Below are 21,989 nucleotides of genomic sequence, written 5' to 3' on the forward strand. Positions count from 1 at the left end.
TTCAACAAAACAACATTTATGAATTATTGCTTACAGGACAGTATATGACTGCGGTGTCAAGTGTTTATGCACAGCGCTTCTTAATCACAATCTTTTTGATTTCACTCGGAATATACCTGTTTTTAGCAACAGTGACTTATACGCCCTTTGATCCCGGTTGGATGCATATTTCCAGTGATACTCAACAAGTCTCCAATGCCAGTGGCGTTGCAGGTGCTTGGATTGCGGATTTACTGTTTGGTTTCCTCGGATGGGGGAGTTTATTGATTCCAGTATTTTTATTTATGGAAGCAATACAGATCTGGTGGCCTCGAAGTTTTTTAAGCGATCCATTTCGTTATGCAGCTCAATTTTTTATTATATTGACCTGTTCTAGCTTGTTGTATTTGTTGTGGAATGTTCCGACTGATACATTAGATAATGCCTCTGGTGGCATTATTGGTTATGAGCTTGGACAAAGTTTATCGCAATTACTGACAATTTATGGCGCAGTTATTTTTCTCGTTGCCTTGGGTGGGGTGTTGTTCACCTTAGCCTTCGGAATTCAATGGAATAAAACGTGGGCGATGCTTAAAGCCATGCCAGCGTACTTACAAGAACTCTTTTATAAAAATGTGCCCGAAAGTGAATCGGCATACGATTTAACCGAAACCACGTCCAAGCCAACTAAAGCGACAAATAGTCCAGTTGATCAGCGTCATCACAATACTGCTCAGCAGAACTCAAATGCAGCGACGAAGACTGCTACGCTAGCTTCGACTGCGGTTATCGCTGAGCAAGGCCAGATTAATGATCCTGCTGCGGAGCGCTTATTTGATGATATCTTGGTTTCAAGTCAGTCACCTACAAGTCAGTCACCTAGTAGCTTCAAAGCGCCAATAGATGATGCCGAATTTGAAAAAACCATTGAAAAAGCACATCAACTAGAAAGAGAAACTCAGCGTATTGTCCCGACTGGTGAAGTTTGGAAAGCCTTGCAACATGGCAATGATCACAACTCGGAAATTGATGCACTCTTAAAATCTGCGCAAGATGATGAGCAGAGAATGGCACAGCGCCAGGTCAATGAAAATATCGTTCATGCTGAACAAATCCCTCAGCAAGATCGAACTGCACTGGATTGGGACAATGATCTAGTCTTTGATGAATTGCTTGAAGTGGTTCCAAATGGACAAACAGCCTCGGATCATCATCGCCCATTTAATGATGACCCCTTTGATATACAACAAGATGATCAGCACCCATTTGATGTTGAAATAGCAGCAAAACCAGAAAGTGATCGCTTAGCAACAGAGTTGGATGCGCTTGCGACTTTGGCGACGCAACCAACACAGCCAGAACAACCCGTGGAATATCAGACTGTTGATGAGCATAGCCCTGACCTTGCTCCAGCAAGTAGCGCTTATGCACAATCGACTGCTTTTGTTACTGCGCCAATCACCACGACCTTACCGCAAACGATTATTTCAGATGAAGAAAAACAGCGAGTGTCGACAGACAAAGGTGCTTTCAGAGATGCATGGTTAGAAACCGCAGGACAGCCAGCTGAAGACCCTGAAAATCTTGCTGAAGACGAATTTGATTTGGATGCACCGCTAACCGATCGCTTTGGTCGTCCGATGTCTCGTGCGATGCAAGTGGCTGAAAAGCGTCGTGATTTACCAACTTTACCGGGTTTAGATTTACTGGATAAAGTCGATGTAAATAAAAAAGTAAACTTTACAGCAGAGCAATTAACTCGACTGTCTGAATTGCTTGAAATTAAATTACAAGAATTTAATGTCAAAGCCAAAGTGATCGAAGCCCAACCAGGTCCTGTGGTAACACGTTTTGAGCTTGATTTAGCCCCAGGGGTAAAGGCCTCAAAAGTAACCAATATATCACGTGACTTAGCACGTTCGATGTCAATGGCTTCCGTGCGTGTGGTCGAAGTTATTCCCGGTAAACCGTATATTGGGGTTGAGGTACCGAACAGTGCGCGTGAAATGGTTCGCTTGATTGAACTGCTTGAAACACCTGCTTATCGTGACCCTGATGCGTTGATTTCAATGGCAATGGGGAAAGATATTTCAGGTAATCCTGTGCTGGCGGATTTGGCTAAATCACCACATATGTTGGTGGCGGGTACTACGGGGTCTGGTAAATCCGTTGCGGTAAATGCCATGATTTTATCGATGTTATTAAAATATACGCCAGATCAATTGCGTTTTATTTTGATTGACCCGAAACAGCTTGAGCTTGCCAACTATAACGATATTCCGCATTTGCTGACCCCTGTGGTCACTGACATGAAAGATGCGGTGAGTGCGCTGAATTGGTGTGTGAATGAAATGGAACGTCGTTATAAACTGATGTCTTTCCTCAAAATTCGTAAAATCAGTGACTATAATCGTAAAGTTGAAGAAGCCATCGCCAATGGTGAGGATTTGATTGATCCAACTTGGAAACCAAGTGATTCTGCGACCCAACAACGTGCGCCACGTTTAACCACGTTACCAATGATTGTGATTGTGGCGGATGAGTTCGCCGATATGATTATGCAAGTGGGTAAAAAGGCTGAAGAAATGATTACGCGTTTGGCACAAAAATCTCGTGCTGCCGGTATTCATCTTTTGCTGGCGACTCAGCGACCATCAGTGGATGTCATCACTGGTTTGATTAAAGCCAATATTCCGACACGTGCCGCATTGCGTGTGAACAGTAAAATTGACTCTAGAACCATTTTGGATGCGGGTGGTGCGGAAGATCTACTTGGCCATGGTGATATGTTATTTCTTGGCCCTGGTAAGATTGAACCTGAGCGTGTGCATGGTGCCTTTATTTCAGATGATGAAGTTAACCGTATTTGTGATGCATGGCGTGAACGTGGCGACCCTGATTATATTGATGAAATCTTGACGCCCTTTGATGAAGAATCATCTTCCCGCGGTTTTGAAGATGGTGATGGTAATCCAGACCGTGACGCACTTTATGATCAATGTGTCTCTTTCGTTTTGGAAACGCGTAAAGCATCTACCTCATCGCTACAGCGCAAGTTTAGTCTGGGTTATAACCGTGCTGCGCGGATCATTGATCAGATGGAAGAAAATGGCATCGTCAGTGGGATGGGGCCAAATGGTAAGCGTGATATTTTGGTCTAAGCTTATCGATGAAATTGTTTCGCTTAAAAAGCCACTAAGATGACATATCGAGGTGGCTTTTTTATATCTAACAGTTTGGTTTCACACATGTCCATTGAGAAGATATTTAAATATTCAATGCAAAGTAGAGAAATGACCTAGGATTATAAACAGAATTTATTTTCAGTAGTTTAATTACTAAGTGAAGTACTAAAAAGCAATATTTATATAGCAGTTTATAATATCTGTGGCTTGCTGTATTTAATTTTAGGTGGTCGCGATAATTAAATTTAAATCGATGCTTAGGCTTGCCTATTGCAGGGTTGATGGCATGTTCTCAGCAACATCGTATGTGTTGAGATGCGAATCAATATAGGTTTAATTTTACTCACCTTAATATTTGTAATTTTTTTAATAAAAGATAAAGAAAAGGAAAATATTTTTAATTGAGTTTTCAGACTATTTACGACAGTATGAGCTTGGGTTTGCGCTAACCTGAGTTTAATAAAAAGTACGTGATCACTAAGTTTTTGCGTTATGCCAGTGAAATTTAAACGACAATGAAACGATGTGATAAAAAGACTAAAATTTTAGTATCTAAGTTTATATAAGTTCTCAATTTTAATATAAAGACACTTTGATCAATGCTGCTTTGGTTTATCCAGAATTGATTGATTATATTGCGATTAAAATATTTTATTTTAAATATAAGTTTGTGGAGATCAATAATAATGAGGTTTGCATATACGATTTTATATGTTGAAGATGTTAAGAAAACGGTGCAGTTTTATAAAAATGCATTCGGTTTTGAATTAAAGTTTCAACACGAGCAAGGCGACTATGCTGAATTAGAGAGTGGGCAAACGACCATTGCATTGAGTTCATTTGAATTAATTCGTTCTTTAGGGAAAAAACCACAACGAGCAGAGATTCATTCTCCAAACTTTGAATTGGCTTTTGTAACGGATCAATTAGAGCAAGATTTACGGCAGGCCAAACAAGCAGGTGCGAAAGAAATCCAAGCGATTGAACGAATGCCTTGGGGACAGTCGATTGCATATGTTGAAGATATTAATGGCTTTTTAATAGAACTCTGTACACCTATGATGATTTAACTAAAAAGGTGTGAAGCATTCAACCAGCCCCAGTAATAGAGGTTACAGGGGCTTTTTTATTGACTAGGAAAATTGAGCCAATACTTTTAGGAAGTCATCACATTGCCGTGGAAATGTCGCAATCACATCATGAATACGTTGTCCTTGGTTATTGGTCGCATTAAGGTCGCGGCCATCTGCCAGAAAACGGGTGATTAGACGTTGATAATCGGTAGGTCTCATATGTTTAAATGCATGATAAAGCACATGGAAGTCTGCATTCTCGCCATCAGGAGGAAGTTGGCTTAAGTAAGCAAAAACACGATCATCTGACCATTCTTCATTAAATGTTGCTGGCTGTGAAAGTGCCATAACAGCATCTCCTCAATTTTAAAATCGGTAGGGGCTGATGATCTAAATTGAATATCAGCATAATGTATGCAAAAAGGCAAAATAACTCGCGCTATTTTGCCTTGAATCCATACACTTGACTAATCAGTTATGGCATTAACGTTCTTCAGGTAAATTGATATTCATCTCAAGCATTTCGATATTTGCTTCCGAACGCACTTGCATTTGAATATGCTCTTCATCTACACCACGAACATAACGATTGACCACTTGCATGATTTCTTTTTTCATTTGGTCGATTTTATCTTGGCTCAGGCGTTTGCCCAAACCTTGCTCAGAGGCCACAATAACTTTTAAACGATCTTTAGCAGTTTGGGCACTTGAGGGTTTATCGTCGCTACTAAAAAGTTTACTCCAAAAACCTGCCATGTTTACGCTCCAAATAATCTTGCTAACCAACCTTTTGGTTTTACTGTAATGTGTCGATAAGGGCGTTCTTCACCTAGAAAACGAGCAACCAAATCATCATAAGCCTGACCTGCGTTTGCATCTGCATAAAGAATTACCGGTTTACCTTCATTTGAGCCTTGAAGGACACTCGGACATTCAGGAATTACGCCTAAAGTTGGTACGCGTAGAATATCTTTAGAAATATCATCAATTGTTAACATTTCTTGCTTGTCAGCGCGTTCAGGATTAAAACGTGTAATACATAAATGTTTACGAATACGCCCTTCATTTTGCTCAACTTTTTTTGTTTTACTGTCGAGCATACCGATAATACGATCCGAGTCACGTACTGAAGAAATTTCAGGATTAGTAACAATAATCGCTTCATCTGCATGGTACATGGCCAATACTGCACCACGTTCGATCCCAGCTGGAGAATCACAAATAATATAGTCAAACTCTTGTGATAGTTCATCCATTACACGTGCGACGCCTTCGTCAGTTAGCGCATCTTTATCACGGGTTTGCGAAGCAGGTAAGATATATAAGTTTTCAATATCTTTATCACGAATGAGGGCTTGCTGTAATCGAGCCTCATTATTTAGCACGTTAACAAAGTCATAAACAACGCGGCGTTCACAGCCCATGATTAAATCTAAATTACGTAAACCAACGTCAAAGTCAATCACAACAGTTTTATGTCCACGTAGGGCTAAACCTGTTGCAAAAGATGCACTAGTCGTAGTTTTACCTACGCCACCTTTGCCTGATGTAACGACAACAATTTTGGCCACCGAATCCACTCCTGTTATGGTCATTTCCCGCTGAACGGGTTCTTGTGGTGTTTGCTTTATACTTTAAAATTCAAGAGGCTCGAATTCAAGCTCTTGCTGATCATTTAAATAAATGTGTACTGATTTTTTGATCAAATGTTCAGGGATATCATCTGCGACACAATATGTACCTGCAATCGAAACCAATTCGGCTGCTAATGAGTGACAAAAAATTCTAGCACTGATGTTGCCGCCTGCGCCAGCAATAACTCTACCACGAACAGTACCATATACATGTATATTTCCGGAAGCGATCACTTCCGAACCACTGTTTATGCCTGCGTTGATAATAATATCACCATGATCTTGAACCAGACATTGTCCCGTTCTTAAGATTTCATTGTGATAAGACGTGATATGCGTTGTGGACTGAGATGAAAGTGGCGTGGTTAATGCTGTCGCAGCTTGAGCGCTTTGATTCGCAGCCGGACCTGCTGTTTCAACGACTTGTTCTTTGGTTGCCTTAATTCGTTGTAATGGACGATCGGTTGCAATCACAGGGAACTGAATTGCGCGGGCTTGATCGCCTAAAAGGCCATCGATTACAGCCATCGGCTGTAGATCTAAACCGACCAGTAATTGAATTAACGCAATCAACTCTTGTTCAACAGTTGAATCAATAATAATCAGCGCACCTTGATATGCTGTTTCTTTGAGCATTTGGGTGAGCTGTTGACGGATGACATCATGATCATTTGTATCGAAGGTTAATCGCGTAAAATTAACCATTCTACCCGTGATCCGTATATCAGCCATAGTTATTCCTTAAAGAGATCTCGATATCTGATCATATCGGGTTAAAAGATGAAATAGCGCAAATCCTAGAACAAAATGAGTGAATTCACTAGCAAAGATACAAATATTTTCAATGATTTGATCATTCTTTGGCTTGCGATGCTTTTTCCAGTTCAAGTTGCCATTTTTTGATTTTAACCTGTTTCCGCAGCGATGCTAAGCTTTCATAAACTGCAGACTCAACTAATTGTTCAAGTGATTGGTTTTCGATGTTAATTTGGCTTATTTTTTGACTAATTAGAGTGTAGGTTGGGTTCGGTTGACTCGGATTGCCTTCAGTCAGTGGTTGGATCAGTCCAAGGCTGATATTTTCACCGAGTCGCTGTCCAATGCTTTGCAGTTGATTTTCAAGGATTGAACCGACAATGGGGAGGCGTCTTAAAATTTGGGTCAACTCAGGCGTGTCCTCAATGGCTTGATTAACCACTTGACCGACGTTAATCGCAATGGTTTGTTGTTGTACTCGAAGTTCATTGGCAAGTGTTTCTTGTAAAATTTCTGACAAGGCTTGAGCAAACAGTTGGCGATGGTGATCGACTAAATTGTGGATAATCTTTCTGTGGGTGGTGCTATGGTCCAGTTCATCTTTGATGTTATCCAGCACAGTAATAACCACGCGATCAGAAAGCTCTTCCATGATGACGCCATAATAAAACATCAGCTTTTTACGCATATTTTCAGGAATGACGCTATAACCTAGCTCATTTAAACGATACGCGATCACGCCTGCACGTAAGAGTCGCAAAAAGCGTAATTGTGGCGCAATTGCCAAGACTTCATACCAATGAATAAACGGGAAAAAGAACCAACGTTGATGGTGTTTTTGCACAATCGCAATCAACCAACGTACGCTGAGCTCAATAATCAGAAAAGTAATAAACCAACTTTCAGTAATACCCACCCAAGGGCGTAGTTCTGTCTTATAGAATGTCAAATAATGGGTCAGCTGAGTCTGGTCAAAAAGCCAGTCAGCAAAGTTACTCATTAAAAAGGCATTCCCAGCTAGACACAGTAGATTTATGACAATAATGACCATCATAAAAATGTCGTAAATCAGAAATAACTTCCATGCAGCAGTATTGTACTGAGGTGCAGGTGTCGCTTGATTAACCTGTGGTGTCTGTTGTGACATAGCCATCCCTAAGGTGAATAATATAAGTCTATTGCTGTGTTTATGCGGCTAGTTTTGATACTGCGCTTTCATCTGACTGATGAGTTGATCTTTTTCTTGCCAAAGTTGATCAATCCAAGATTGGAACTTGTCACGATATTCAGGGTCATTTTCATAACTGCCTTGTTTGACCCAAATTGGAATTTCAATTTTACGCAAATTGATCGCAATACGATTGACCTCACCTAACCAAAAATCACCATAACCTGGCGCACCGTCAGGATAGACAATGGTCATATCCACAAAGGCATCGATATTGTCTCCAAGTATATTGAGGGCCAAAGCCAAACCACCGGCTTTAGGCTTGAGTAGGTTTTGGAAAGGGGATTGCTGTGCGGCATGTTTTTCAGCTGTAAAGCGTGTGCCTTCCAAATAATTTAATAAGGTAAATGGTTGACTGAGGAGTTGTTGGCAGGCGCGGCGAGCTTCTTCTAAGTCTCTATTTTTGAGTTCAGGATTTTTGGCGATACGAGCCTTACTGTGCCTTTTCATCATTGGAAAGCCTAAAATTTTAAAGGCTTGACCAACAAATGGAATGAACATCAATTCCCATTTTGTAAAAAAACGAGTCAAGGGCATGCGGGTTAAACCGAAATACTGATTTACCGTGGTATCTACCCAGCTTTGGTGGTTGCAGGTCATTAAGTAACGACCTTGCATACTCAGCTCAAGATCGGGATCAATTGAAATATCCCACTGTAATTCGGGCAAGACGTGGTCGATTAACCAATTGTTGACTGAGAGCCAACTGTTGGTAATATTGATGTTGGTTTCGTCAACTTTTGCAGAAGCTTTAAATAGTTTGGTAAAACCGAGCGCTAAAACCGGTGGTCCATGTAAGAATGTGCTGCCAGTAATAATTGAACTTACAGTCAAACCTTTGGAAATTTTTTTGAGTAGAGGTTGTTTCTGCTTTTGTGATGACATAGAACAGTCCCTAATATCAATGTATTAACTTAATCATGAATGCTGTAATCTTAATCGGTGTTGCAGCAATAAGAAATGTTTAATCAACAACTGTGAATGAAATGTGACGCTACAATCTACAATTAGCTGAATTACTTATTACAAATTGTAACTGAAACGAGTATCCTTAACAAAAAGTCAATAGTGGTTGTTTGATTTATTTACCATTATTGCAACACATAACCAACACAACACTATATTTATGGAGGCATGTCATGCGTGCACTAGTTATATCTACTATGATGATCGGGGCGGTCGCACTATCTGGATGTCAATCTACTGGTACAGGCGGTGGTTTAAGCGATTATGATAAAACTGCAATCGGTGCTGGCTTAGGTGCTTTGGCGGGTTATGGTCTATCACGTTCAAATGCAAACTCTTCAGCTCAAAATAACCGTGCCGCTGCAATTGGTGCAGTTCTTGGTGGTGGTGCAGGTTTATATCTTGATAATAAAGAGAAAAAATTACGTCAACAAATGGAAGGCAGTGGTGTAGAAGTTAACCGTAATCCAGATGGTTCGGTTGGTTTGATCATGCCAGGCAGCATCACTTTTGATACCAATAAGTCAAACATCAAATCTAATTTTTACGGAACTTTAAATAAAGTTTCTAAAACATTGGCTGAAGATAACAAAAGCGTAATCTTAGTAACTGGTTATACCGATAACACGGGTAATGATTCAATCAACATCCCATTGTCTCAAGCACGTGCTCAATCTGTTGCGAATTATTTAGCTGGCCAAGGCATTCCATCAAATCGTATTAACGCTCAGGGCTATGGCGCAGAAAATCCAATTGCAAGTAATGCAACTGCTGCAGGTCGTGAACAAAATCGCCGTGTAGAAATCAGCATTTACGAAAAAAAGTAAGCTAATCTCCATATCGCTGTTTAAAAAAAAATCTCACTTTCGGGTGAGATTTTTTTTGCCTAAAAAGGTCTGAGTATTCTGGCTGCAAAGAAATCAGATGAGTAGAAACGTTTTGAATAAACAATTTTTGGGTATATTGCATGGCTTGGGCTAAGATATCTTCAATTTAATTTAATAATTTATATTATGACGATGTTAGGCCCATCAGAATTTATATTTCCAGATCCAGTGATTGCAGACCCTGATCAACAGGGACTGATTTGCATCGGTGCTGATCTACGTCCAGAAACATTGCTAGAAGCATACTGCCACGGTTTATTTCCTTGGTTTTCTGAAGGTGAGCCCATTTGTTGGTGGAGCCCAGAGCCACGCTGCATTATCCGGCCACAAGATTATCATCCCAGCAAATCATTACTGCGAACGATGAAGAAAAAGTCATATCGGATTACGATTAACCATGCCTTTGAACAGGTGATTCAACGTTGTGCCTTGCCTCGCAGTTATGCCGATGAAACTTGGATTTCAGAAGAGATTATTCAAGGTTATACCGCATTATTTAGAGCAGGTTATGCCTATAGTATTGAGGTGTGGAATCAGGATGAGCAATTGGTCGGTGGCTTATATGGGGTAACCATCGGGCGGGGCTGTTTTGGGGAATCGATGTTTAGTACCGAAACGGATGTATCAAAAATGGCTTTTTATACATTAATGTTGATTGGACAAGCATGTGAATTGGAATGGATTGATTGCCAATTGGTGAATGATCATCTGTTAAGCCTTGGTGCTTGTACAGTTTCTAGGCAAGACTATCTTAAATCGTTACAAGATGTTGTAAATCAGCCTGCAGTCGATTGGAAAAGCTATCAAGAAGGTGTATTTTCGAGTGAACGCATTGCAATGCATGCCAAATTAACCGAATGATAATCGGAGGCGAATAATTATGAACTCATACGAACCGAAGTCCCGATTAGATGATTTGCAGTATTATATTACGCCACCACATGATTGTAGTTATTTAAATAATAAATCAGCACGCATGGTGTTTTTAGATCCTGTACATCGTATTGATGTAGTGACACTTTCCGCGTTATCCCGTTTGGGTTTTCGACGCAGTGGCGATTTTGTTTATCGCCCAGAATGCCATTTATGCCGACAATGCCTGTCTTGTCGTGTCCCAGTGCTTGATTTTAAAATGAACAGCAGCCAAAAAAAGGCATGGAAGCGCAATCAAGATCTAAGCATGCGTGTCATCCCAACCATCAAAGCAACCCAAGTGCATTATGACTTGTATGAACGCTATATTAATGAGCGGCATGCCAATGGTGATATGTTTCCACCGAGTCAGGATCAATTTGAAAAATTTTTAATTCATAGTTGTAGTGAAAGTTTTTTCCTAGAGCTATGGAAAGATGATCAACTACTTTGTGTCTCTACATGTGATCAATTAGATGACGGTCTGTCTGCGGTATATACCTTCTTTGATCCGGATCAAAATCATCGTTCATTGGGGGTGTTTGCCATTTTAAAGCAGATTGAACTGGCTAAGGAACGTGAACAAGACTTTGTGTATTTGGGATATTGGGTGCCACATTCCAATAAAATGAATTATAAAACCCAATACAGTCCAATTGAACTTTTACTTGATGGGCAGTGGCGCCGTTTAAATCGCGTGCTGAGTCCAGCGGAAATTCAACAGTTAGGCGGTATGTTAATGACCACTTTACCTGCTGAATGGAATGACATTATTGTTAAAAAGCCTTGATCTGAGAAAAATATTTGTCAGTTTGTCTGTTGCTTGCAATTAAGGTTTTTGGGGGATTAAGACTTAAATAATGCAGCGAAATCATCGTGGCAAGTTTTGACCATAATCACTGCATGTTCTCGACCACCATCTTCGCAGGGATAGTAATTCTTTCTCAAATCAATTTGATGGAAACCAGATTTTTCGTATAGGGCAATCGCAGGGTGGTTGCTTTCACGGACTTCGAGGAAGATTTGTACAGGCTCATTTTTTAATTGTTGGATCGCATGCGCTAAAAGTTTGAAGCCTAAGCCTTGTCCTTGATATTGCGGATCAATGGCCATCAGCAACAAGTTCGCTTCGTCGACTACAGGCTGTAAAATACAAAAACCGACCACTTTCTGTTCGTGTTCAATCACGCTACATTGATAGCTCGCCAAAGATTCAGCAAATTGTTGTCGCTTCCAAGGATGGGTTTGAACTTGATTTTCAATCGCATGCACTTGGTTTAAATCCGCTTTTTGCATCAAACGAATCATGATGGCCTATTCATCTTAAAAAACTGTGATTGCCATTATAGGAACTTTGCCGCAAAACACGAAGGAAAAAAGGCGTGAACAGCAACTTTCTATTCAGTCATTCGATTCAGATAAATCCCTTCAATGGTATCGACTAAGGTACGCGTAGTCTGATCGATTTCAAAGTTCACAAAATCGCCCAGCTGCAGCGATTTTAAATTGGTGAGTCTCAGGGTTTCTGGAATGAGGTCAATTGCGACCAGATGTTGTTGTTTATCCACATGATTAACAGTCAAGCTACAGCCATGTACACCGATAAAGCCTTTATGGAAAAAGTACTTAATTTTTTCAGCGGGTATTTTAAGGTCTAAATGCAGGGTTTCACCACGTTGGATATGTCCCACAATTTCAGCGACACCTTCAATATGTCCATAAAGACTATGTCCACCATTTTCCATACCCATTTTAAAAGAGCGCTCGATATTCACAGCTGTGCCAGCTTGTAGCTTATCTAAGGTGGTTAGGCTGAGAGTTTGGTCCGCAATATCAAAACCAATTAGCTTTTTATCATGCACAATTTGACTGACGGTGAGGCAAGTACCATCAATGGCAACACTTGCACCGAGGAATACATCATTAAAAAAGTTTTGCGTATCGTGAATCAGAATAGAGATGTAGCCCTGATGTTGTGTGCGACTGGCGACTTTTTCAGTGCCTAAAACTATTCCTGTATACATATCTATTCTTCATTTGATCAGCTCGACAAAAGTATAGCTGAAATCCTCATCGGATCAACTTGATCAAATTTGTGAAGCAACAGCCGTGTGATCCTGTCGGTTTAACGTTTTTGAATTTTAATGTTAAGCGCTTAAATAATGGAATCAACGAAATCGCATTTTTGTCCAGTTGTAACAAATTAAATCGCAATAAATGTTTAAAAGTTATATAGTTTAGAACGTATTGACGAATCAATTACGTCCTTATTAAATTTAAAACGCAACTTGACGGTTGCGCCTAATCTGTCCCCTCAAGGACGGCCTACCTTGAGGAGAAACATAAATTGCTGATGAACCAACCTTCTAATCATTTCCCACTCAATGTCTTTAGAGCCTATGATATTCGTGGAAAAGTCACACTGTTGACCGCTCAAGTTATTGCCGCGATTGCACATGCCTTCACAAAGTTATTTAAAGAAAAAGGGCAAACTCAGATTGTACTTGGCTACGATGCACGTTTAACTAGTCCTGCATATAGCCAAATTTTACGTACGGTACTCCAACGGAATTTTGAAGTGATTGAAATTGGCTGCTGTTCTACACCGCAAATGTATTATGCAGCGCGGCAATATCAGAATAATGGCATTATGGTGACGGCCAGCCATAATCCTAAAACAGACAATGGGATTAAGTGGGTGATCAAGGGCGAACCGCCGACGCCTGCATCCATTCAACAGCTTGGGTTAATGGCGAAAACATTATATGACCAAGACTATTTGTTACCGCAAGTCGAAGAAGCGCAAGTGCAATTTAATGCAAAGGGATCAGCAGCTTATATTACAACGCTATTAGAGGATATTCAGCTGAAAAGACCATTTAAAGTGGTGCTGGATGGTTTAAATGGTTCTGCTGGGCAAAGTGCTGAAATTTTATTAAAAAAAATGCAATGTGAGGTGATTGCCTTACGTTGTCAGCCCAATGGTCATTTCCCCGATCATGCTCCAGATCCTACCCAAGCTGCACATTTAGATCAATTAAGACAAGCGATTGTTAGCAATTCGGCTGATTTGGGCATTGCTCTAGATGGTGATGGTGATCGTGTGGTGTTGGTTGATGAAAATACGAACATTATTTCTGCAGATCGATTGTTGGCCTTGATGGCACAAATCTGTTTGCAACGCTTGCCTGGACGTGAAATTGTCTTTGATGTGAAGTGTTCAACCATGGTTCGTCGTAGTATTGAACAACTCGGTGGTCATGCCAAAATGATCCGTACGGGAAGCAGTTTTTTACGCCAATACATTGCACAGTCTAAAGGACAGGCGATTTTTGGTGGCGAGTATGCTGGGCACTATGTATTTAATGATGGTCGTGGACTCGGTTATGATGATGGCTTATATGCTGCATTGCGGGTGATGGAATATTTAAGTGAATATCCAAATAAAACATTGTCTGAGCTATTGGCGGCTTATCCAGAACGTTACTATACTGAAGATACCTACATCAGCACGTATAACAATGACCCTAACGTTGTTCTCAATGAGATTGCACGCTTAAGTCTGCAATATCATGCAGAATTAAGTGAAATTGATGGGGTAAGGCTTGATTTTGACCATGGTTTTGGCATTATTCGAGCTTCGAATACGGGCGAATTTTTTACAGTTCGTTTTGATGCGGACAGCGCAGGCAATTTAGATAAAATTCGCCATACTTTTGTTTCCATGTTAAATGATCATTATCCTAAGATCGCACAAGACATTTTAAATGCATATTGAGGAGAGGCGAATGCCACATCAGCATACCGGCACGGACAAAGCACAAATTTTGACTGAAGCATTGCCTTATATTCAGCGCTTTGCGGGTAAAACGTTGGTGGTTAAGTACGGTGGCAATGCCATGACCGATCCTATTTTAGAAAGTTCATTCGCACGCGATATCGTCTTGCTTAAAACGGTGGGGCTCAATCCGATCGTGGTACATGGTGGCGGGCCGCAAGTCGACTCATTTCTGAAGCAATTGGGCCGTGAAAGTGATCGAATTGATGGTATGCGTGTGACCGATGCACAGACCATGGAAGTGGTGGAAATGGTGCTGGGCGGTAGCGTGAATAAATCGATTGTGAACTTGATTAACCAACATGGTGGTCGCGCAATTGGTTTAACGGGTAAAGATGGTCATTTGCTTCGTGCGCGTAAGCTATTTATGCAAAAAACCCTCGAAGATGGCACTGTAAAACAGATCGATCTGGGCCAAGTCGGTGAAGTGGTTGGGGTGAAAACAGATGTGCTGGAAATGTTTAGTGCCAGTGATTTCATTCCTGTTATTGCACCATTAGGTGTTGATGAGCAAGGTAATACCTATAACATCAATGCCGATTTGGTGGCAGGTAAAGTTGCAGAAGCACTCGGTGCTGAAAAACTTATTTTACTGACCAATATTGCAGGGGTCTTGGATGAGAACAAAAATCTACTGACAGGACTCAGCACTCAAGAAGTTGATCGCTTAATTGAAACCGGTGTGATCTATGGCGGAATGATTCCCAAAGTGAGTTGTGCACTAGATGCAGTCAAAGGTGGCGTTGTGAGTGCACATATCGTTGATGGTCGTGTTCCTCATGCAACTTTATTGGAAATTTTTACCGATCATGGTGTCGGCACATTGATTAGTAATCGTACGAGGACAGCCAAATAATCAATAGCTAAATAAAAAAATTAAACAGAAAAATGAGTCACTACGGTGGCTTATTTTAATCTTTATCTTTTAGTCATGATCTTGTCATGAGGATTGCATAGCTTTATTAAAAGTAAATGGAGTCCTCGCTATGTTTGCAAAACTAAATCAATACCGACAAAACTTAAGCTTTCCTTTAGTCCGCCCTAAAAAAAACCAATCTCAATATCGATTTGAATGGGTTGAAGATCTAAAACAATTAAAACAAGTTCAACAATTTCGCGCAGAACAATTTTCTAAGCAGTTTGGCATTCAATTTGAAAATGGCTTAGATCAAGACTTATATGATTTAGATTGTGAACATGCGGTATTACGCGATAAATGGAGCAATGAAATTGTTGCTTATACCCGACTCAGACTGTTTCAGGGCCATCAGCTCAACCAGAGCTATAGTGCGCAAGAATTTGATTTATCCGCATTTTCGCAGTTGTCGAATATTGTTGAAATCGGCCGAACTTGTGTGCATCCACGTTATCGTAATGGACGGGCACTGTCGATTTTATGGTTGAATTTACTGCCTACGGTTTTATGGAAAATGAAAGCCAAGCATTTGATTGGTTGTGTGAGTATTCATTTAAAAGATAATCTTGCACGTGTATATCATACTCATCAACAGATTCAGCAATTACCTGAAAACAGGCAAGTTCAGGTAGTGGCACATGAGGTCTATGAGCCCAAGCCACCAGCTTGTAGTTTTCCGCAAGATGAACGAATTCCCAAATTGTTTCAGGTTTATTTAGAGATGCAGGCAAAACTTTCGACTCAGGCATTTCATGACAAACATTTTAATTGCTTGGATTATTTGGTTGTTATGCAAGTCTCGGATGTAATGAAAAAAATTGTGCTGAAAAAAATGATGTAGTGTGGCCTAGGGTTTTTTAAAAAAGTTTGCAAATAAAGAGATTTGCAAGCGCTCGGGGACTGATGCACAATACCAAAAGCTGTTTTTTATATGAATTATTATGTGCCAACTATTAGGAATGAATTGTGCTACGCCAACGGATATTACCTTTTCGTTCCGTGGCTTTTCTCAACGCGCAGGAATTACATCTGATCATTCTGATGGTTTCGGTATCGCTTTTTTTGAAGACAAAGCATGTCGTTTATTTGTGGATAATCAATCCGCTGTAGAGTCTCCGATTGCAGAGTTTGTACGTAATTATCCGATCAAATCACGCAATGTGATTGCACATATCCGTAAAGCGACCCAAGGCAAGATCACGCTGGAAAACTCGCATCCTTTTAGCCGTGAGCTGTGGGGAAGACAATGGATTTTTGCGCATAACGGTGATTTACATCAATTTCATCCAAGTCTGTCTGCACGATTTACCCCAGTTGGAAATACCGACAGTGAGTGGGCTTTTTGCTATTTACTCGATCAGCTGGTTGAGCGCTTTGGCTATATTGAACCTGATTTAGAACAAATTTTTAATACACTTGCTGAAATTTCCCCGCAAATTGCTGAATATGGAACATTGAATTTTTGCCTGTCGAATGGACAAGCTCTATTTAGTTTTAATACGACAAAACTACATTGGTTGGTACGTGAATATCCTTTTCAGCCTGCACAGTTGATTGATATCGATGTAGAAGTCGATTTTAGTGAAGTTACTACGCCAGAAGACCGTGTTGCGGTGATTACCACCGAACCGTTGACGCACAATGAACATTGGCATTCCTTTTTGCCCGGTGAGCTGATCTTATTTAAAGATGGCAAGCCGGTGCAAAGAACCGTGACCAAGATTGAACGCTTGCTGCGAGAACAACAAGATCCAAGTTTAAAACGCATTACTAAAGCCGATCACTAAAGCAACTCGATCTCGTCAAAGACAAAATTTTGCTTCAGGTCAGCTTGAATTACGCGCTTTTAGCCGCATCTTTGGCTTTTGCAATGGTTTTTTAGCGCTAAGCTTTGATTTTCCCCTATGACAAAGGCAAAATAGCGCTAGATTTTAACTGGGTACACGTCATGCAGGACAATACGATGTCTCGATGGTTATCGCCGCTCATGGCATTTTGTTTATCTTTTATCATTATTGCTGGGCTTGCACCGAGTCTAGGTTTACAAATCGATCGTCAGATTGATTTTTGGATATTGTGGTTGGTCAGCATGTTATTGCTGTCATTGCCAATTGCATATCTAGAAATTGCTTTGGCGAAGCGTTCTAAGACCACAGCACTCAATGCACTTTCAAGCCTCACCCGTGATGCCGATGTATCACCGAGATGGCGTGGTATTGCTTGGTTGGCGATTATTTTCATTCCATTTCTAGCCGGTGGAATTTTATCGAATATCACTAAGTTAAGTGTACCGTTTACAGCGCTAGCGCTTGATAGCACGATCGTGCTTGCAATCGCAATGTTGCTTGCCTTGGCACTGTCTTTTATTGCGCGACCAATTTTGATTCTATTGGCAGGTCTAGGGGTGATTGCCTCTTTGGTCGTGGCTAATGTTTTTGGTACAGATTTACAGCCTTGGCATCTGACTGCGGTAGAGTTTAGTGAGTGGGGCAGTGCCACGATTCTTGCCTTAGTCGCTTCCGGTCTAGGCTTAGGTTTATATTGGCAAAATAGTTTGTTGAATGTACAGCAACAACAGGCGGCCAGTCATACCGCGCTTCCAATTTGGATTGCGCAATTACTCGCAGTGATTGCATTTGGTTATTTCGGTGTTGCCGCTCAAATTCCAGCAGTTAGCTTGTTATTGACTGCAATATTTGCCGTGGCGTTGTTGATTCAAATGGCCAGAGAGCAATTCCAACATCGTCAAGTCAATGTGCTGATTCAGTATGCGATTTTGGTACTAGGTTTGCTGGTATGGCTGCTTCCAGCGATTCACGGTATTTTGAACTCAGTACTTATGTTGCTGGGCTTAGTGATTTGCTTGGGCTATTCAATTTTCGTGGGTTGGATGATGAAAATTAGCCATCTACGTAAGGCCATGAACTTTAATAATGAGTTGCTATATAACGTATGGCGTATTGCTGTGCGGGTGATCTTACCCTTGGCGATTATCGTGGCAATAATTGCGTATATCGGGCAACTGCTGTAATGCCGAAGCCTTTAAAAGTTTGGGTGGCTTATGTCACGCCTGAGCAGCAGTTTTATATTGAAGTGCCGTTTCAGGAACACATGACCCTAAGCGATGCGATTGAGCAAAGCGGTATTGTCACGCAAGTAAATTTGCCAGAAGATTATCGTTTTGGGATTTTTGGGGTGAAATTGAATGACCCGATGCATTTGCTCAAAGCTGGAGATCGTATTGAGATTTATAGACCACTTGGTATAAATCCAAAAGAAATACGTCGTCAGCGAGCAGCGGCTAACCCGGTTGGGCGCTATTGTCGCGGAAATCGCTTTAAACAACTGAAAAAATAAAAAATACCCCTCTGGTGAGGGGTGGTTTTTTTAATTAAATTGGCTATAGTGGAGGAGCATTTAAAATCGCTTCTTTAGACGATGGTAAGCCTGGTTGAGTTTCTGGAATAGTTTCAATTCCTTCGATTTTGTTCACAATCCCTGACTCATTAAAATACACTTTTAAGTGTTGGCCATGTGCTGCTGGAATCTTGGCTTTTTTAGCGTAAGTGCCAGGGATGTAGTTATACATGTAGTCCCAACGAAGCTGGTTCATTGGATCAGTGATGGTCGGACTACCCAACAAAAAGCGGACTTGTTGATAAGTCATACCGACTTGAATTTTTGAAGCTTGCGCTTTGGTTAATGGTGTTCCCTGAGGAATATCAACCTTATATACGCCAAATATTGAGCAGCCACCAAGCAGCGAAGCGAGGAATACGGTCAGTATGATTTTTTGCATTTTGCTACACTATCCCAAATTAATTTTGATGCATTTGATCCAACCATAGATCATACTGCATCTAAACTCTGTTGCATATTCCAACTTAAAATTTGTTAAGAGACCTTTGTATATGGCTATTTCAAATCAAGATTTACGCAAAGCTGGACTGAAAGTTACCCTACCACGAATCAAGATTTTGGAATTATTAGAAAATTCAAGACAACATCACTTGAGCGCGGAAGATATTTATAAAACTTTACTTGAACAAGGTGAAGATGTTGGACTAGCAACGGTTTACCGTGTGTTAACACAGTTTGAAGCTGCTGGTATTATCCAACGTCATCACTTTGAGAATAATCACTCAGTTTTTGAAATTATGCAAGAAGATCATCATGATCATCTCGTATGCCAAGGCTGTAATAAAGTCCTTGAGTTTACCAATGATGTGATTGAGCATGAACAACATGAAGTCGCCAAGAAGTTTGGCTTTACGTTGACGGGTCACTCTTTAAACCTCTACGGTTATTGCAGTGATGCAGAATGCCAAGAGATTTCAAAAAAGAAGTAAGGCTTTATCTTTGCAAGAAAAAAAGAAAAGGAGGATCAAATTGATACCTCCTTTTCTTTTGCCTGTCCCGTCCTAGAATCGCTTTAGGCACAATGCGATCTTGCAAGTTATGCGGCTGAACCCTGAATGCCCCAAGACGGTTCTAACCCGAGAGTTTAATTTGTAAACGTAGATCATTGGGGGTGTCGGCATGCAAGAGCGCTTGCTGATAACTGATCTGCCCGGACTGATATAAATCAAATAAAGCTTGGTCAAAGGTCTGCATCCCATTTTCGCGAGAGCGTTTCATTAAGTCTTTAATTTCGCTTATTTTACCTTTACGAATCAACTCCATGGTTAGGGGGCTATTGATCATGATTTCAATCGCAGCACAGCGATGACTTTCATCGATACTTGGAATTAGTTGTTGTGCAATCACTGCTTTTAGGTTTAAAGACAACGCCATATAGGTTAGTTGATGTCGATCACTGTCAAAAAAATGGACGATGCGTTCCAGTGCTTGATTGGCATTGTTGGCATGCAGGGTGGCAAAGACCAGATGTCCTGTCTCGGCAAAACTGAGTGCATAATCCATGGTTTCTCGACTGCGAATTTCACCGATTAAAATGACGTCGGGCGCCTGACGTAAGGTGTTTTTTAGTGCAACCTCAAAAGAATCGGTATCAATACCGACTTCGCGTTGGGTAATAATGCAACCCGCATGTTCATGAATAAACTCAATGGGGTCCTCAATGGTAATTATGTGTCCCTGCGCATTGTGATTACGATAACCAATCATTGCGGCCAAAGAGGTTGATTTACCTGAACCTGTTGCACCGACTAAAATGATAATACCGCGCTTGGTCATGCTGAGTTCTTTCAGAATAGGCGGTAAGTTCAAGGTTTCAATGTCCGGAATTTTATTTTCAATACGGCGCAATACCATGCCTGGCGCATCACGTTGTTGAAAGGCACTGACCCGAAAACGTGCTGTTCGATCTTGATTGTTGATCGCAAAGTTGGCTTCACGTGTTGTTGCAAACTCGAGTCGCTGCTTTTCATTCATAATGCTTTGCAGCAGTTGTGCAATCATCGTGGCCGTGAGCTTGGTTTTGCCAATCGGTCGAATTTGACCATTAATCTTTAAGGAGGGTTGCACATCTGCTGTGATAAATAGATCAGACGCACGTTGCTCAAGCATTAAGTTGAGTAGGCCATTAAAATCCATTTTTTATCCTATTGTATGGTACTTAAAATGAGTCGGGTTGTTTTGCCACGGTGCGTGCGATGTCCGCATTTATCAGGTTGTCATTAATGAGGTTTTTTAAACTCTGGTCTAAGGTAATCATGCCGTGTTGAGCGCCTGTCTGGATGGCAGAGTACATTTGCGCGATTTTATTCTCACGGATTAAATTGCGTATTGCGGGAATGCCGAGCATGATTTCATGTACAGCAACACGACCACCACCATTTTTCTTTAAAAGCACTTGTGCAATCACCGCTTGTAATGATTCAGATAACATTGCACGGATCATGCCTTTTTCCTCAGATGGGAATACATCAATAATACGATCTATGGTTTTTGCCGCGGAGGTGGTGTGTAAGGTTGCAAAGACCAAATGACCAGTTTCTGCTGCGGTCAGCGCCAAACGAATGGTTTCTAGATCACGTAATTCACCAACCAAAATAATATCGGGGTCCTCACGTAAGGCAGAGCGTAATGCCGCGCTAAAACTATGGGTATTGCGGTGTAATTCACGTTGGTTAATCAGACATTTTTTGGATGGATGCACAAATTCAATTGGATCTTCGATTGTTAATATGTGCTCATAGCGAGTGCCATTGATATAATCGAGCATGGCTGACAAGGTGGTTGATTTACCAGAGCCTGTTGGTCCAGTGACCAAGACGATCCCACGAGGATAATTACAGATATCCTTAAAGATTTGACCCAGCCCCAAGTCTTCTAAAGTGAGAATTTTGGAGGGAATGGTCCGAAATACGGCAGCAATCCCTCTATTTTGATTGAAGACATTGACGCGAAAACGTGAAATATCGGGGATTTCAAAAGAAAAATCAGTTTCTAACTGTTCTTCGAAGTCACGCCGTTGTTTATCATTCATAATGTCGTAAATGAGTTGATGCACATCTTTCTGTTCAAAAGCGGGTAAGTTGATGCGACGTACATCACCATCTACGCGAATCATGGGGGGTAAACCTGCTGAAAGATGTAAATCAGAAGCGCCATTGTTAACCGAAAATGCGAGTAATTCTGTAATATCCATTT

At 40.9% G+C, this 21,989-nt stretch carries 23 protein-coding genes; 12 read left to right on the forward strand and 11 right to left on the reverse strand.

From position 1 onward, the window contains the following. The first annotated feature begins 44 nt into the window (after window positions 1–44). Both FD716_RS04060 and FD716_RS04065 read left to right on the forward strand, forming a co-directional pair. On the forward strand, window positions 45–3,140 hold the full coding sequence (locus FD716_RS04060; RefSeq protein WP_139851080.1) for a DNA translocase FtsK: 3,096 nt from the start codon (window positions 45–47) through the stop codon (window positions 3,138–3,140). Between the two features lie 710 nt (window positions 3,141–3,850). Continuing rightward, complete coding sequence (locus FD716_RS04065) at window positions 3,851–4,234, forward strand: VOC family protein (protein ID WP_139851081.1); 384 nt, start codon at window positions 3,851–3,853, stop codon at window positions 4,232–4,234. A 63-nt stretch (window positions 4,235–4,297) separates the two neighbouring features. Here the strand turns inward: FD716_RS04065 and FD716_RS04070 are convergent, their stop codons facing one another. From FD716_RS04070 to FD716_RS04095, 6 genes are all read right to left on the reverse strand, one after another. Then, entirely contained in the window at window positions 4,298–4,585 is a 288-nt protein-coding gene (locus FD716_RS04070) for a PA4642 family protein (protein WP_139851082.1), read from the reverse strand. A 135-nt stretch (window positions 4,586–4,720) separates the two neighbouring features. Beyond that, on the reverse strand, window positions 4,721–4,993 hold the full coding sequence (minE, locus tag FD716_RS04075) for a cell division topological specificity factor MinE (protein ID WP_139851083.1): 273 nt from the start codon (window positions 4,991–4,993) through the stop codon (window positions 4,721–4,723). 2 nt (window positions 4,994–4,995) lie between these two features. After that, complete coding sequence (minD, locus tag FD716_RS04080) at window positions 4,996–5,808, reverse strand: septum site-determining protein MinD (RefSeq protein ID WP_139851084.1); 813 nt, start codon at window positions 5,806–5,808, stop codon at window positions 4,996–4,998. 63 nt (window positions 5,809–5,871) lie between these two features. Next, window positions 5,872–6,603, reverse strand: a complete 732-nt coding sequence (gene minC, locus FD716_RS04085) for a septum site-determining protein MinC (protein ID WP_139851085.1) — start codon at window positions 6,601–6,603, stop codon at window positions 5,872–5,874. Window positions 6,604–6,724: 121 nt separating this feature from the next. Then, the gene (locus FD716_RS04090; protein ID WP_139851086.1) at window positions 6,725–7,774 is read right to left on the reverse strand and encodes a preprotein translocase subunit SecA; all 1,050 of its coding nucleotides are present in this window, start codon (window positions 7,772–7,774) and stop codon (window positions 6,725–6,727) included. 48 nt (window positions 7,775–7,822) lie between these two features. Next, window positions 7,823–8,740 (reverse strand): acyltransferase, encoded by a 918-nt coding sequence (locus tag FD716_RS04095; protein ID WP_139851087.1) that lies wholly within the window; start codon window positions 8,738–8,740, stop codon window positions 7,823–7,825. A 254-nt stretch (window positions 8,741–8,994) separates the two neighbouring features. Here FD716_RS04095 and FD716_RS04100 point away from each other — a divergent pair, with 254 nt between their 5' ends. The 3 genes from FD716_RS04100 (at window position 8,995) to FD716_RS04110 (ending at window position 11,410) form a co-directional block, all read left to right on the forward strand. After that, complete coding sequence (locus tag FD716_RS04100) at window positions 8,995–9,648, forward strand: OmpA family protein (protein ID WP_139851088.1); 654 nt, start codon at window positions 8,995–8,997, stop codon at window positions 9,646–9,648. Between the two features lie 186 nt (window positions 9,649–9,834). Next, window positions 9,835–10,569 carry a leucyl/phenylalanyl-tRNA--protein transferase gene (gene aat / locus FD716_RS04105; protein WP_139851089.1) on the forward strand — a complete coding sequence of 245 codons (735 nt, stop codon included), beginning with the start codon at window positions 9,835–9,837 and terminating at the stop codon, window positions 10,567–10,569. 19 nt (window positions 10,570–10,588) lie between these two features. After that, the gene (locus tag FD716_RS04110; RefSeq protein WP_139851090.1) at window positions 10,589–11,410 is read left to right on the forward strand and encodes an arginyltransferase; all 822 of its coding nucleotides are present in this window, start codon (window positions 10,589–10,591) and stop codon (window positions 11,408–11,410) included. A gap of 56 nt (window positions 11,411–11,466) precedes the next feature. Here FD716_RS04110 and rimI read toward each other — a convergent pair whose 3' ends face one another. Beyond that, window positions 11,467–11,928, reverse strand: a complete 462-nt coding sequence (rimI, locus tag FD716_RS04115) for a ribosomal protein S18-alanine N-acetyltransferase (protein WP_139851091.1) — start codon at window positions 11,926–11,928, stop codon at window positions 11,467–11,469. Between the two features lie 89 nt (window positions 11,929–12,017). Next, window positions 12,018–12,644, reverse strand: a complete 627-nt coding sequence (locus FD716_RS04120; protein WP_139851092.1) for a riboflavin synthase subunit alpha — start codon at window positions 12,642–12,644, stop codon at window positions 12,018–12,020. A gap of 329 nt (window positions 12,645–12,973) precedes the next feature. Between FD716_RS04120 and FD716_RS04125 the strand changes: the two genes are divergently transcribed. The 6 genes from FD716_RS04125 to FD716_RS04150 all read left to right on the forward strand — a co-directional run bounded on the left by FD716_RS04125 (window position 12,974) and on the right by FD716_RS04150 (window position 18,731). Beyond that, window positions 12,974–14,398, forward strand: coding sequence for a phosphomannomutase/phosphoglucomutase (locus tag FD716_RS04125; RefSeq protein ID WP_139851093.1), 1,425 nt, complete (start codon window positions 12,974–12,976; stop codon window positions 14,396–14,398). A 10-nt stretch (window positions 14,399–14,408) separates the two neighbouring features. Continuing rightward, window positions 14,409–15,314 (forward strand): acetylglutamate kinase, encoded by a 906-nt coding sequence (gene argB / locus FD716_RS04130; RefSeq protein ID WP_139851094.1) that lies wholly within the window; start codon window positions 14,409–14,411, stop codon window positions 15,312–15,314. A 130-nt stretch (window positions 15,315–15,444) separates the two neighbouring features. Further along, window positions 15,445–16,215 (forward strand): GNAT family N-acetyltransferase, encoded by a 771-nt coding sequence (locus FD716_RS04135; RefSeq protein WP_139851095.1) that lies wholly within the window; start codon window positions 15,445–15,447, stop codon window positions 16,213–16,215. A 100-nt stretch (window positions 16,216–16,315) separates the two neighbouring features. After that, window positions 16,316–17,161, forward strand: a complete 846-nt coding sequence (locus tag FD716_RS04140; RefSeq protein ID WP_139851096.1) for a class II glutamine amidotransferase — start codon at window positions 16,316–16,318, stop codon at window positions 17,159–17,161. A gap of 161 nt (window positions 17,162–17,322) precedes the next feature. Next, window positions 17,323–18,405, forward strand: coding sequence for a hypothetical protein (locus tag FD716_RS04145; protein WP_215895447.1), 1,083 nt, complete (start codon window positions 17,323–17,325; stop codon window positions 18,403–18,405). Then, on the forward strand, window positions 18,405–18,731 hold the full coding sequence (locus FD716_RS04150) for an RnfH family protein (RefSeq protein WP_139851098.1): 327 nt from the start codon (window positions 18,405–18,407) through the stop codon (window positions 18,729–18,731). The genes FD716_RS04145 and FD716_RS04150 overlap by 1 nt, the downstream gene beginning before the upstream one ends. A 43-nt stretch (window positions 18,732–18,774) precedes the next feature. Here the strand turns inward: FD716_RS04150 and FD716_RS04155 are convergent, their stop codons facing one another. Further along, complete coding sequence (locus FD716_RS04155; RefSeq protein WP_139851099.1) at window positions 18,775–19,173, reverse strand: outer membrane protein assembly factor BamE; 399 nt, start codon at window positions 19,171–19,173, stop codon at window positions 18,775–18,777. Window positions 19,174–19,285: 112 nt separating this feature from the next. Between FD716_RS04155 and fur the strand changes: the two genes are divergently transcribed. Then, window positions 19,286–19,723, forward strand: a complete 438-nt coding sequence (fur, locus tag FD716_RS04160; RefSeq protein ID WP_139851100.1) for a ferric iron uptake transcriptional regulator — start codon at window positions 19,286–19,288, stop codon at window positions 19,721–19,723. A gap of 142 nt (window positions 19,724–19,865) precedes the next feature. Here the strand turns inward: fur and FD716_RS04165 are convergent, their stop codons facing one another. Then, on the reverse strand, window positions 19,866–20,930 hold the full coding sequence (locus FD716_RS04165; protein ID WP_139851101.1) for a PilT/PilU family type 4a pilus ATPase: 1,065 nt from the start codon (window positions 20,928–20,930) through the stop codon (window positions 19,866–19,868). A 22-nt stretch (window positions 20,931–20,952) separates the two neighbouring features. Continuing rightward, window positions 20,953–21,987 carry a type IV pilus twitching motility protein PilT gene (locus FD716_RS04170; protein ID WP_139851102.1) on the reverse strand — a complete coding sequence of 345 codons (1,035 nt, stop codon included), beginning with the start codon at window positions 21,985–21,987 and terminating at the stop codon, window positions 20,953–20,955. Window positions 21,988–21,989 lie beyond the last annotated feature (2 nt).

Origin of the sequence: Acinetobacter pullicarnis (assembly GCF_006352475.1) — a bacterium.
GTDB lineage: Bacteria > Pseudomonadota > Gammaproteobacteria > Pseudomonadales > Moraxellaceae > Acinetobacter > Acinetobacter pullicarnis.